This window comes from Butyricicoccus porcorum, from assembly GCF_002157465.1.
GTDB classification, from domain to species: Bacteria; Bacillota; Clostridia; order Oscillospirales; family Butyricicoccaceae; genus Butyricicoccus_A; species Butyricicoccus_A porcorum.
The window spans coordinates 371,736-384,450 of the sequence record NZ_NHOC01000005.1 but is presented as its reverse complement, the minus strand read 5'-3'; the positions used below and the strand labels follow the sequence as shown (position 1 = coordinate 384,450).

The window sequence follows — 12,715 nt, the reverse complement described above, 5'->3', positions numbered from 1 at the left end:
TCCTCAAAGCCTGCGCCGCTCAAGCACGCGGGCGGTCAGGTACAGGAATAGCCCGGTGAGCGAGAGGAAGTAGATCAGGTTTCCAAACGAGAACTGACCGGACATAAAGGAATCATAGCGGGTGAAAATGGACAGCCAGCTGAGCAGCATGCCGGGCAGGCTGCTGCTGTCCAGCGAATAGCTCAGCATATCCGCGACATACAGCCCGAGGAACAGCGCAAATGACAGCACGGCGGCAATCAGCTGGCTCTCGGTCAGGCTGGAGAGGAACATGCCCATGGCGACAAAGACGGCTGCGGCGCACAGCACGGCGATATAGCAGCCGAGGATGCTCGCCCAGGCGGGTGTTCCGAAGATTGCGACGATGACAATCCACGGCAGTGTGCACGCGAGTGCGACGAGCAGGACACTGACAGCGGCGAGGAATTTGCCGAAGACAATTTCCCACACGCTGACCGGCGCGGTCAGCAGCAGGCGGTCAGTCCCCTGCTTGTATTCCTCGCTGAACAGCCGCATGGTCAGGATCGGCATGAGGAACAGAAATACGATGAGCATGTTGGAAAAGACGCTGCCCATATCGCTTGAGGAGGACAGCACACAGATGGCGAAAAAGTACAGGTTCATAATCGCAAGGAACGCGCCGATGTAGACATATCCCAGCGGGGAACGGAAAAATCCCTGTAAATCGCGCTTACGGATGGCATTCACTTGTCCTCACCCCGCTTTCTGCCGAACAGACGGCGTTTTTTCTTCGGTGCTTCGTCCGCAGGTGCCGGCGCTTCCTCCGGCGCGGGCTCCGCGCCGGTCAGCTCGAGGAAGATGTCTTCCAGGCTCAGCTCGACCTGCTGCATGGACAGGATGGCGAGCTGATGCTGGCTGAGCGCGTCAAACACGGCACGGCGGATGTCCGCACCCGGCTCTGCCGTGATGCGGTAAATGGATTTCATGCCGTCCTCCGCCGTGACAACGGCTTCGGAAACGCCCGGTACTGCGCGCAGCACGCCGAGCACGGTGGCGGGCTCGCCCTCGATGGTCATGTTCAGCTGTTCCGCGCCCTCGACGCGCTCACTCAGCTCGGCGGGCGTGCCGTCCGCGACAATTCTGCCGTGGTCGATGACGAGGATGCGGTCGCACACTTCCTGCACCTCCGGCAGGATATGACTGGACAGAATGACGGTGTGTTTTTGTCCGAGACTGCGGATGACCTCGCGGATCTCGATAATCTGGCGCGGGTCAAGGCCGACGGTCGGTTCGTCGAGGATCAGCACCTTTGGGTCACCGATGAGCGCCTGTGCCAGTCCGACGCGCTGGCGGTAGCCCTTGGACAGGTTGCGGATCAGCCGCCCGCGCACATCGGACAGTCCTGCCATATCATAAACGCTGTCCAGATGCTCCTTTTGCGGCAGCCGGCATTTTTTCAGCCTGTAGACAAATTCGAGATATTCGTCCACCGTCATGTCGGGATACAACGGCGGATTTTCCGGCAGGTAGCCGATAATTTTGCGCGCGCGGTCGGCATCGGTCTCGATGTCCGCGCCGTCTACCGTCACGGTACCGGCTGTTGCGCGCAGGCAGCCGGTTATCATGTTCATGGTTGTGGTTTTTCCCGCGCCGTTCGGACCGAGGAATCCGATGATTTCGCCCTCCGCGACGGAGAACGAGAGATCGGAAACCGCGGCGATATCGCCGTACCGACGGGTGAGCCCGTTCACTTGTATCATAAAAGGCCTCCTGAGGGGATAATAGATAAAAAACAGGGAAGAGCAGAAGCTGTCGCCCTATATTGTCCTCATTTTATCATTGCTGTGTGATTGTTTTGTGAACAGTATTCGGCGTTTGTTGTGTCCGGTGCAGGAAATATAGTATAATACTGTCAGAATGTCGAAGAAAGGGGAAGGCAGCCATGCAGGATTTTATTGCACAGGGCATGACGGGCGGCAGTTTTGAGGACAACCGCCTGCCGGTACTCATTTATATCTGCCCGCTGGAGCTGAATGCGGCGGGGCAGGAGATGCATTCCCATCCGGGCTACGCGGAGCTGATGCTGGTGCGCACCGGAAAGGGAGTCGTCAACGTGGACGGACGGCAGGAGACCCTTTCCGCCGGGGATTTTGTCCTGTGCGGCGCAGGCGAGCCGCACAGCTACCACTCGGTCGGAGAGGAGCCGATGACCGGCGTTTCCTGTGGATTTGCGCGGCTGATGTGCCGCGGTATGGAGGAAAACAGCTTTATCGCGCACTCTGACCAGCCGGTTGTGCACGCGGGCGGAGGCAGTGCGGCGCTGGATACGCTGCTCTCCGTGCTGGAAAAGGCGGCACTCGACCCGAGCACGGCGAGTGAGGAGGTTTGCAGCTATCTGTCTGCGGCGGTCGTGACCGTCGCGCTGCGCATTCACCGCACCGCCGCCGAGCAGGCGGAGCAGGCACATTATGAGCTGGGCGTGCGCACACGCATGTACCTCGACCGCCATTATCTCGAACCGCTGACGCTCGACGGGATCGCACAGGTGATGGGCGTGAGCAAGTACCATCTCGACCGCGTGTTTGCGGAGAGCGCGGGCTGTTCGCCCGTGCAGTACATCATCCGCCGCCGCATGGCGCGCGCACAGACACTGCTCGCCTCCACCGACCAGACCATCCGGCATGTGGCGGCACAGTGCGGCTACAGCAACTATAATTATTTCACAGAGTTGTTCCGCAGAACCGTTGGAATGACCCCAAGAGACTACCGAAAAGTTGTACAGGGACGCACCGGACATAGGAATTGATGGGTAAATTTGTGTAATATGACGGAGAATTTTGGAAATCGTGGGATTCTGTATTGCAAAGTGCCTGCAAAATCCGTATAATCATACTATCGGAGAATGTTGGGTTCTATCAGATAACACCCGGCAAAGGACACTGAAGAGACATGGAGGCTAAACCAATGGAACTGTTACGAATCGGCGTTGTGGGATGCGGCGCGATCGGCCGTGAACACATTGACCGCATTACCAATAAGCTTTCCGGCGGTAAGGTCGTTGCTGTATCCGACGTTTTTGTCGAAGGCGCACATAAGGTGGGTGATCCCATCGGTGCAACTGTGTACAACAACAGCGCGGATCTGGTCAATGACCCCGATGTAGATGCGATCATCTGCACCACCCCGGGATTTGCCCATAAGGAAACTGTCATGCAGGCGATTGAGATCGGCAAGCCGGTTTTCTGTGAGAAGCCGCTGACCACCACCGCGGAGGACTCGATGGACATCGTCGAGGCGGAGATCGCGGGCGGAAAGCACCTCATTCAGGTCGGCTTTATGCGCCGCTATGACAAGGGCTACCGTCAGGTAAAGGAAATGCTGGAATCCGGCGAGTTCGGCGCACCGCTGTACCTCAAGTGCACCCACTGGAACCCGGAGGTCGGCACCAATTACGACACCCCGATGGCAGTCTATGACACTGCTATCCATGAAATCGACGTGCTGCACTGGCTCGTCGGCGATGAATACGAGTCTGCACAGATCATGATGCCGCGCCAGACCAAGCATACGCATCCGGATCTGAAGGATCCGCAGCTGATGTTCCTCAAGTGCCGTTCCGGCCTGATCGCCATGGTCGAGGTCTTCGTCAACTGCCGCTTCGGTTATGACATCAACTGTCAGATCGTCTGCGAGGAAGGCGTCATCGACCTGCCGTCCCCCGCAGTGCCGACCTACCGCAAGTCGGGCGGCCTGACCACCCCGATCGGTCACGACTGGAAGAAGCGCTTCATCGAGGCGTATGACACCGAAATTCAGGAATGGATCAATTCCACCCGCAAGGGCGAGATGAACGGGCCGAGCGCATGGGATGGCTTTGTCGCCAACCTGACCGCCGACGCACTGGTTGCCAGCCAGCAGACCGGCGAGGTCGTTCCGATTGACATCGGCGTTGTCCCGGAATTTTATAAAAAATAATTTGCCACAGCGAAAACAGATTTTTCCCTTAAGCAGATCAAAAGCCGTCGGCTGTTCGCCGGCGGCTTTTTGCGTTTGGGGTATTAAATCGGGTATTTTCGGAACAGGCTGGGGGAAATCCCCACGTTTTTCTGGAAGCTGTGGATAAAATTTTCCTCGCTGTTGTAGCCGATATGGTAGGCGATTTCCTTGACGGTCAGCGTCGTGGAGGTCAGCATGTATTTTGCCTTGTCCAGTCGGCGCAGTACGATGTATTCATACGGCGAGTAGCCGGTGTGCCGCTTGAACTGGCGGGAGAAGTGCGAGGGGCTGAGGCTGACCGCCTCTGCGACCATCGCCACGCTCAGCTGTTCAAACAGGTGTTCGTTCATGTAGCGGATCGCCTGCGTGATGCAGCTGTCCGTATCGCGCACGGTGCCCGTGTCCTCCAGCAGCAGCTGGCACAGGATGCGGTGCAGCAGCTGGGAACAGGCGGCTTCGCTCAGGCGGTCGCCGGAGGCGCACCCGCTGAGCAGGGAATCCAGCGCAAGCAGGATTTCTGAGTATGACGTCGGCGCAAACACGTGCCGGTCGCCGTGCACCTGAAGAATGCGGCGGTAAAAATCGTGCGCATTCAGCCCGTTAAACAGCAGCCAGATAAATTCCAGTCCGTCTGTACCGTGGTAGCAGTACGGCTCGCGGCAGTCGAACAGCACGATCTGCCCGGACGCGGCGAGCGTGGGCTTCCCGCCCAGATCCAACTCCATCGCGCCGTCCTGCACGGCAAACAGCATGATATTCAGATTGTGGTCGCCCTGGAGTGCGATTTCCGACTGGCACCCGAAGGAGTATGCGCTGTTGCAGAAATAATGCCCGCAGCGCGTCGGATAATAAAACAGCTCATGTGCCAGCGCGGACGGCGTAAAATAGTATCGCTCGGAGGTCTGGTGTACGCCGGCTTCCGGAATCAGCATTTTGTTCACATCCTTTCTGTTATTTATCGTAGCAGGCATGCGCCGCAATTGCAAGAGGTAAGACAGCAGAATATCGCAGTTATTCGGCAAATACTATCATTGGCAGATGCTGCACAGGCAGATATAATAGAAGCATCAAGGGAGACCGCCGAAAGGCGGACAACACGACAAGTAAGGAGGATACTATCAATGAAAATTGCATTTGACGTTGACGTACTCGCCAAGCAGATGAGCATCAATGACATGGTGCACAAGGTAGCAGACTGGGGCTACAAGTACATCGAGCAGTCCCCGCATCCGCGCATCAACCCGTTCTACAAGCACCCGCTGTTCTCCAAGGAGGCAGAGGCTGAGTACCGTCAGGCACTCAAGGAAACTGGCGTTGAGATTTCTTCGTTCATCGTCGTATATCGCTGGAGCGGCCCGACCGAGGAGCAGCGCCAGCACGCTGTTGCAAACTGGAAGAAGATCATCGAGATCGCTGTCAACATGGGCGTTCCGGTTATCAATACCGAGTTCTCCGGCGACCCGAACCAGCAGGAGATCTGCAACGGCATGTGGTTCCGCTCCATGGAAGAACTCCTTCCGATCATCGAGCGCGAAGGCCTGCGTGTTGAGGTTCAGTCCCATCCGTATGACTTCTGTGAGCTGAACGACGAGGCTTGCGATCTGGTTAAGTCCTTCCGTTCCAAGAACCTGGGCTACGTTTACTCCGCATCCCATGGCTTCTTCTACGATCAGGGCAAGGGCGATGTCCGCCATATGCTGAAGTACGCTGGCGACGAGCTGACCCACGTTCTGTTTGCGGATACCTACAACCAGACCAAGGACTGCCGTTACATCCTCAATCCGCCTTGGCTGAACCAGCGCGGCGCAGCTGACGTTACCATCCATCAGCACACCGCTATGGGCGAAGGCGAGGTCGACTTCCAGGGCATCTTCGAGACCCTGCGCGAGATGGACTTCGCAAACAAGCAGCTGAAGCCGGACGCTCCGAAGGTAGGCGGCGACAACATCGCATGTGTATCTTACTTCGGTTTCCCGGAGAAGATGGACAAGCAGGCTCCGGAAGCTCGTGAAATCCTCGAGAGAGAGCTGCTGGGCAAGTAATCCCCGAAAAGAAGAGAAGAAACTGCACAGGTCGCCGGTCATTTGACCGGCGGCTTTTTCTCGCATCCGGGCGAAAATCAAACTTGCACTTGCGTTTCTGTAACAAATGTGATATCCTTATGTTTGGCAGGATGTATAGACGACGAGGTGATTGGACACACATGGCAGGCTGCCATGTCTGATCCCGGCGGAATTCAGGAGCCGCCGTTCGGCGTTCATTCTTGTTAAAAATTATACTATCCCTTTTGTTGTTGTATGATGGAGAAAGTGCTGCATTTTCAGGAGAATGCGGCACTTTTTTCGTTTTTAACCTAGTTTTAGTTAGTAATAAAATATTTACAATTCATAAATGTGGCGAATTTTTTGTAAATATTGCACAACTGTTGGTGAAATTTTTCTCAATCTATAGGGCTTTTCCAATCTTGAAAACAAGTAAAGACGTCTGTTATAATACAGGATAGACATTGGCTGGGGAATTGTTGGAGCCCTGGTCGGCATTGCCAAATGTGATGATCCGGAACATCATGGGAGGCAGTTTGTCTTGGAGAGAGCACACAAGTGAAAAAAGGAGAAGTTGAGCAATGGATTTACTTATCACTGCCGTGGAATTCCTTGCGTTTACTGTTCTGGTTGCCGTTATCTCGTGGTGGAAGACGAGAGGCGATAAGCTGGACACGCAGGATGGCTATTATCTGGCAGGCCACAGTCTGATTGGCATTGTTATTGCCGGCTCACTGCTGATGACAAACCTGTCGGCAGAACAGCTTGTTGGCAATAACGGACAGTCCGCACGTGTTGGCATGTCCACCATGGGCTGGGAGGTTACCTCTGCAATCGCACTGACCTTCCTTGCATTCGTACTGATGCCGCGTTACCTGAAGACCGGTCTGACGACCGTTCCGGAGTTCTTCGAGACCCGCTACGACAAGTTCGCACGCCGTCTGGTTTCGCTCATCGTATTGTTTTCGTATGTCGTTATCATGCTGCCGAATATCCTGTACGCTGGTGCACAGGTATTCGTGGAAATCTTTAACGTTGAGGGGCTCACCGGACTGAACAAGTTCTGGTGCCTGGCAATCCTCGGCGCAATCATCGCAGTTGTCGGCGCATGCTATGCCCTGTTCGGCGGCCTGCACGCGGTTGCACTGTCTGACTCGATCAACGGCATCGGCCTGATTATTGGCGGCCTGATGGTTCCGGTCTTCGGCCTGATCAAGCTGGGCAACATGTATGGCGGCGGTTTTTCCGAAGGCCTGCATCAGTTCCTGACCCTTGACCCGGTTCGCCTGAACGTATGGAACCCGGCAAACCTGAACGAACCGTACCTGCCGTGGCCGCTTCTGTTCACCGGCATGGTTATCAATAACCTGTATTACTGGTCTACCAACCAGTCGATCATTCAGCGTACCTTCGGTGCGAAGAACCTGAAGGAAGCGCAGAAGGGCGCAATCTTTGCATCCTTCATGAAGATCTGCACCCCGCTGATTATCGTATTCCCGGGCATCATCGCGTACTTCCTGTACGGCGAGAAGGTCTGGACCAATAACGGCGATGTTGCGTATGCAATGATTGTCAACGACGTCATGCCGACTTGGCTGCTCGGCTTCTTCGCAGCGGTTATGTTCGGTGCGATTCTGTCGTCCTTCAACTCGGTTCTGAACTCCGCATCCACGATCTATGCGCTGGATATCCATCGCCCGATCTTCAACCCGACCTGCTCGGATGCACACTGCGTCAAGGTTGGCCAGAGATTCGGTACGGTTCTGACCGTATTTGCAATTGTCCTGTCTCCGTTCATGCTGTACATGGGCGGCATCACGTCCTTCGTAAACTCTGCATTCGCAGCGTTTAATACGCCGATTTTCGTCTGCCTGGCTGTCGGCTTCCTGTCCAAGAAGGCGGACGCACTTCTGCCGAAGGTCATCATTCCGATTCATGTTGTCCTGTACTGCTTCCTGCAGTTCTGGGCACGCAACCACATTGCGGCACTGGCAAATGTACATTACCTGTATTTCACCGCAGTTCTGTTTGTCATCGATATGATTATCGTTGCCATCGTCATCAAGGTTCATCCGCGTGAGACCGACTTCGTTCTCGAGAACCACAGCGCGGTTGATCTGACGCCGTGGAAGTATGGCAAGGTTGTTGCAGCAATTTCCCTGATTGTCATGGTAATTGCCTACATCATCTTCTCGCCGATCGGCGTAGCAGCAAAGGGCTTTGTTACTTACACAGTAATGTAACGCCGCATCCTGTGAAATTCCGGAACAGGAAACATTCCATACCAATAGAAAGCCGCCCGCGCAACCTTGCGCGGGCGGCTGTTTTCATGTGTCCATTCAGGCTGCGGGCGGTTCGGCTTCTGTCGGTTCTGTGCCGTCGCTTTCCGGCTGGGACGCGGGCTCCGCGTCCGCCGGGTGCAGCGTTTCATAGGTAAAATCGGTGTATACCTCGCCCGGTTCGAGCGTCACATCCTTGAGCTGTGCCAGCTCAGAGACTGTGACAAACGCATAGCCCTGTGCCTGAAGCTCGTCAATCGCGGTGAGCACGCCCTCGACGGTGGTCTCATACAGGTCGTGTGACAGAACGATGGCACCGTCCTGCGCGTTTTCAACGATGCGGGTCTTGACGTTGGAGGCATCGCGGTATTTCCAGTCGAGCGTGTCAACGCTCCAGAGGATGATCGGCAGGCCGAGCTGCTTCATGGATGCCCGAACGGTGTCGTTGTATGCGCCGCCGGTCGGACGCATGACGGTCGGCTTTTCGCCGGTATAGGAGGCGATCAGCTCGCTGTTGCTGCCGACCTGCTGGAGGCCGCCGTCGCTGACCTCGCGGTCGAGCAGCAGATGATCCATCGTATGGTTGCCCAGTTCATGTCCTTCCTCCAGATAACGCTTTGCCATGGAATGGAAGTCTTTGATGCGGTAACCGCAGAGGAAGAACGTCGCGTGCACGCCGCGCGCCTTCAGGCCGTCGAGCAGGCGCTCGGTGCGGCCGCCCTCATTGCCGGTTGGCCCGTCATCAAAGGTGATTGCCATATATTTGTCCCCCTGCGGGATGGGATTTTTCTCCTCCTCCAGCCCACCTGTCGGGACGGCAGAGCCGTCTGTGCTTCCTGCGGTTTGTGCGCTGCCCGGTGCGCCTGCGCTGCCGGAGCCACTGTCTTTTTTGGAGCCGGTTGCGGGGCTGGGGCCGCAGCCGGCAGTGCCCAGCAGGATGATGCCGCACAGCAGTGCGGCGAGTGTCTGTTTGAATTTCATATCGCACCCCTCTTTTCGTCTGTATCGCGCCGGTTTCCCGGCGTTTTTTTATTATACCACAAAAGAAGCAGGATAACAGAGCGTGTACCATTTCGTTACGAAACTGTAAGCAAATAGTAAGAATTGGAACGAAAAACGCAAAAAAACAGGAGCCTGCAAAAAGCAGGCTCCTGCGGAATGTTTGATTTTGCGTTTGGGACGCGTGGGATCAATAGTGACGAGCTTCGTACAGATGATCCTGGAGTCTCTTGTAGGCTTCCTGAACTTCCGGCTTGTCGGAAACAGAGGCAACGCCTACACGCCACCAAGCCTCCCACTCCTTGGACATGGACTTCGGCAGAACCTTCATGTCGATCAGGGTGGAAACGGTCTGCTTCTTGGAATCCTCCAGTGCAGCAGCCAGTTCATCAATGGTCTTTACGCGGTAAACCTTGCAGCCATATGCCTCAGCAACACCGGCGTAGTCGATGTTCATTGCCGGGCCCAGGTCGCAGCCGTCGTACGGAGTGCCCGGAATGTGCATGTTCTTCTCGGTGGTACGGGACTTGTTGCCCTGACCAACCTGGAGGTTGTTGATGCAGCCGTAAGCTGCGTTGTCGAACAGGCAGACATTGATCTTGTAGCCGTACTGGATGGAAGCAATCAGCTCGGAATGCAGCATGTCGAACGAGCCGTCGCCGCACATTGCGTAAACTTCCTGATCCGGGCATGCGATCTTACAGCCGTAAGCACCGGCAACCTCGTAGCCCATGCAGGAGTAGCCGTACTCGCAATGGTAGGTGTTCGGAACCGGAGCTCTCCACAGTGCCTGGAGGTCGCCCGGCAGGGAGCCTGCGGCGCCGACAACGATGGAATCCGGTGCGATGTGGGTGTTGATGTAGCCCAGAGCAGCGGTCTGGGTGAGCTTGGAGCCGATGGACTCGATGAAGTGCTCAACAGCGCGGCGGTTGTCGTCCTGGATTTCCGGAACATAGGACTCCGCGTCGATGTACTCGGTGTGATCCATGCGGTCAACGTCAGCCCACCATGCATCCTGAAGTCTCTTGACCTCAGCAGCGTACTCGTCGGAGGTGTGGTAGCCGCCCAGAGCGTCGATCTCAGCGCTGATTGCGGTCAGTGCTTCGTTTGCGTCAGCAACGACCGGGTAAGCATCCATCTTCAGGCACTGGAACTCGGACGGGTTGATGTTGACGAACTTTGCGTTTACATCGTACAGCCACTTGGAAGCGGTGGTGAAGTCGGTGTAACGGGTGCCGACGCCGATGACAACGTCACAGTCATGTGCAAATGCGTTTGCACACTCGGTACCGGTGATGCCGAGGCCGCCGAGGCTCAGCGGATGGGTCCACTCGATTGCGGATTTACCCGCCTGGGTCTCGCCGAACGCAATGCCATACTTTTCAGCGAATGCACGGAATACCTTGTGTGCTTCTGCGTAGCGAACGCCGCCGCCGCAGATCAGGAGCGGCTTCTTTGCGCTCTTGATGATTTCAGCAGCCTTCTTGGCAGCCTTCTTGGTAGCCGGACGGCGCTCGATGTTCCATACGCGCTTCTTGAAGAAGTCAACCGGATAATCGTATGCTTCGCCCTGAACGTCCTGCGGGATGGAAACTGCAACAGCGCCGCAGTTGCCCGGATCGGTCATAACGCGGAATGCAGAGATCATGTCGGTCATGATCTGCTCCGGACGGTTGACACGGCCCCAGTACTTGACAACAGCCTGGAAGGAGTCGTGTGCGGAGATGGTCAGGTTCTGCGGCTGCTCCATCTGCTGGAGTACCGGGTCCGGCTGACGGGATGCATAAACATCACCCGGCATCAGCAGAACCGGAATGTTGTTTGCAGTAGCGGTAGCGGCTGCGGTAATCATGTTGCAGGCGCCGGGGCCTACGGAAGAGGTGCAGACGAATGCCTGCTTGCGGCGCAGCTGACGGGAGAATGCAACAGCGGCCAGAGCCATGCCCTGCTCGTTCTTGCCCTGGTAAACTTCCAGATCCTTGATCTCCTGCTCAATACCGTTGCAGTAGCCGACACAGTTGCCGTGGCCCGGGATCATGAAGATACCGCGGATGAACTTCTGCTCAACTTCATTGCCGTCCATATCGATGTAGCTGACGTACTGGTTCTCCAGGAAGCGGATGCAAGCCTGGCTGGTCGTCAGACGGACGGTTTCCATGTGTTTCATTGGAATTTCCTCCTCATGCAATTCTTACACAATTCTCACATTGTTTCAGATATATATCCTTATTGTTACAATAAGCGAATGAATCAATAGCCGGTCGGGCATTTCCAGATGTGCTCATCGGCATCATCCTTGACCAGCCATTCGTGGGTCGGATCATCGATACGGGTCTTATCCCACGGATCGCCCGGCAGATGACGGATGCCCCATGCATAGCAGCAGGCATAGCCCGGTGCAGTTACCTGGGAGTGGCAGTCCTTGGTAATCAGTGCGCAGCCGTTGTGATGGGTTTCATACAGCTCGCCGTTGCCCCAGCCTGCGCCATAGCCCATCGGCTTGTCGTAGCGGTAGAAATAAACCTCCGGCTGCGGATGGGAGTGCGGCGGGTAAGAGGACCACTTGCCCGGCAGGTTGATAACCTCGCCCAGAACCATGTTGGAGTACGGGGCGATGTCGAGATCGAAGCAGGTACGGACATCGCGCTTGATGCAGTTCTGCAAAACGCCGTCGGTACCGCGTGCCCAGGTGTCGGTGTCGTCCGGGGTGAACAGTCTGTTCTTGAATTCCGGAGCGACCTTGTCGTTCAGGGTTTTCTGGACGTAAATATTGGACGGACCCTTCGCGGTGATGACAATCTTGGTCTGCTTGCAAACATGCAGGCACCACGGGTTGTAGTCGAACGGGTTCGGGCGAACCATGTCGACGCTCTGGTCATCCCATGCCATATTGACGTCGCCGTCGAACAGCAGGCATGCAACTTCCTTGTCGGCCTCTTCGATGGTGTAGGTATCGCCGGCTTCCATAACCAGAAGCGCGACGTCCATCATGCCGTCTTTGCCTTCTCCTTCATCAAGGCGCAGATACTCGTTGTAGCCGCGCTTGACTTCCTTATCCATGTACATTGTAAAACACACCTTTCTCTGTGCCGGAACCCGGCAGAACCTTGAAGTACAATGCTGCAAAAAGGGCATATGATGTCCCCGTTTGCATAATTTATTGTTATTATATCATGACATGTTGTCGTTTTCAAGAAGACGCATGATAAAAAGCGAACATAAAGTTGTGCAGGTCTACAATAATTTCGGCCTAAAAGGGCACGATCGTAGTCAAATCGGAGGATTCTCCCAAACAGTGCCGGAAACGGAGCTTTTTGTGGTATGCAAGGGGTTGTCATCCTTGTGCAATTCACCGGTTGATGTTATAATACATAGTAACAGAAAAATCCGGAAAAACAAGAATGCACTTTTAGGGTAGCGACTATGGGAATGGAAACT

At 55.6% G+C, this 12,715-nt stretch carries 10 protein-coding genes; 4 read left to right on the top strand and 6 right to left on the bottom strand.

Features of this window, described 5'->3' with window-relative positions; translation table 11 throughout:
* Positions 1-3: 3 nt before the first annotated feature.
* Both CBW42_RS07630 and CBW42_RS07625 read right to left on the bottom strand, forming a co-directional pair.
* Entirely contained in the window at positions 4-708 is a 705-nt protein-coding gene (locus CBW42_RS07630; protein WP_087019425.1) for an ABC transporter permease, read from the bottom strand.
* Complete coding sequence (locus tag CBW42_RS07625) at positions 705-1,721, bottom strand: ABC transporter ATP-binding protein (RefSeq protein WP_087019422.1); 1,017 nt, start codon at positions 1,719-1,721, stop codon at positions 705-707. Before CBW42_RS07625 ends, CBW42_RS07630 begins: the two co-directional genes overlap by 4 nt.
* A 182-nt stretch (positions 1,722-1,903) precedes the next feature.
* Between CBW42_RS07625 and CBW42_RS07620 the strand changes: the two genes are divergently transcribed.
* Entirely contained in the window at positions 1,904-2,767 is an 864-nt protein-coding gene (locus CBW42_RS07620; RefSeq protein WP_087019419.1) for an AraC family transcriptional regulator, read from the top strand.
* A 158-nt stretch (positions 2,768-2,925) separates the two neighbouring features.
* A complete protein-coding gene (locus tag CBW42_RS07615; protein WP_165761101.1) occupies positions 2,926-3,936 on the top strand; it encodes a Gfo/Idh/MocA family protein in 1,011 nt (336 codons plus the stop codon).
* Between the two features lie 83 nt (positions 3,937-4,019).
* On the opposite strand, the gene CBW42_RS07610 is transcribed toward CBW42_RS07615, so the two are convergent.
* On the bottom strand, positions 4,020-4,889 hold the full coding sequence (locus CBW42_RS07610) for a helix-turn-helix domain-containing protein (protein ID WP_087019415.1): 870 nt from the start codon (positions 4,887-4,889) through the stop codon (positions 4,020-4,022).
* 189 nt (positions 4,890-5,078) lie between these two features.
* Here CBW42_RS07610 and CBW42_RS07605 point away from each other — a divergent pair, with 189 nt between their 5' ends.
* Complete coding sequence (locus CBW42_RS07605) at positions 5,079-5,999, top strand: sugar phosphate isomerase/epimerase family protein (RefSeq protein WP_087019412.1); 921 nt, start codon at positions 5,079-5,081, stop codon at positions 5,997-5,999.
* 581 nt (positions 6,000-6,580) lie between these two features.
* Entirely contained in the window at positions 6,581-8,242 is a 1,662-nt protein-coding gene (locus CBW42_RS07600; protein ID WP_087019409.1) for a solute:sodium symporter family transporter, read from the top strand.
* Positions 8,243-8,338: 96 nt separating this feature from the next.
* On the opposite strand, the gene CBW42_RS07595 is transcribed toward CBW42_RS07600, so the two are convergent.
* From CBW42_RS07595 to CBW42_RS07585, 3 genes are all read right to left on the bottom strand, one after another.
* Entirely contained in the window at positions 8,339-9,259 is a 921-nt protein-coding gene (locus CBW42_RS07595) for a polysaccharide deacetylase family protein (protein ID WP_087019406.1), read from the bottom strand.
* A gap of 208 nt (positions 9,260-9,467) precedes the next feature.
* Positions 9,468-11,435 (bottom strand): 3D-(3,5/4)-trihydroxycyclohexane-1,2-dione acylhydrolase (decyclizing), encoded by a 1,968-nt coding sequence (gene iolD, locus CBW42_RS07590; RefSeq protein WP_087019804.1) that lies wholly within the window; start codon positions 11,433-11,435, stop codon positions 9,468-9,470.
* 92 nt (positions 11,436-11,527) lie between these two features.
* Positions 11,528-12,343 carry a 5-deoxy-glucuronate isomerase gene (locus CBW42_RS07585; RefSeq protein ID WP_087019403.1) on the bottom strand — a complete coding sequence of 272 codons (816 nt, stop codon included), beginning with the start codon at positions 12,341-12,343 and terminating at the stop codon, positions 11,528-11,530.
* Positions 12,344-12,715 lie beyond the last annotated feature (372 nt).

Coding starts and splice junctions, on each gene's coding strand:
- CBW42_RS07625 (WP_087019422.1), bottom strand. CDS start 1,721: ATGATACAAGTGAACGGGCTCACCCGTCGGTACGGCGATATCGCCGCG.
- CBW42_RS07620 (WP_087019419.1), top strand. CDS start 1,904: ATGCAGGATTTTATTGCACAGGGCATGACGGGCGGCAGTTTTGAGGAC.
- CBW42_RS07615 (WP_165761101.1), top strand. CDS start 2,926: ATGGAACTGTTACGAATCGGCGTTGTGGGATGCGGCGCGATCGGCCGT.
- CBW42_RS07610 (WP_087019415.1), bottom strand. CDS start 4,889: ATGCTGATTCCGGAAGCCGGCGTACACCAGACCTCCGAGCGATACTAT.
- CBW42_RS07605 (WP_087019412.1), top strand. CDS start 5,079: ATGAAAATTGCATTTGACGTTGACGTACTCGCCAAGCAGATGAGCATC.
- CBW42_RS07600 (WP_087019409.1), top strand. CDS start 6,581: ATGGATTTACTTATCACTGCCGTGGAATTCCTTGCGTTTACTGTTCTG.
- CBW42_RS07595 (WP_087019406.1), bottom strand. CDS start 9,259: ATGAAATTCAAACAGACACTCGCCGCACTGCTGTGCGGCATCATCCTG.
- iolD (WP_087019804.1), bottom strand. CDS start 11,435: ATGGAAACCGTCCGTCTGACGACCAGCCAGGCTTGCATCCGCTTCCTG.
- CBW42_RS07585 (WP_087019403.1), bottom strand. CDS start 12,343: ATGTACATGGATAAGGAAGTCAAGCGCGGCTACAACGAGTATCTGCGC.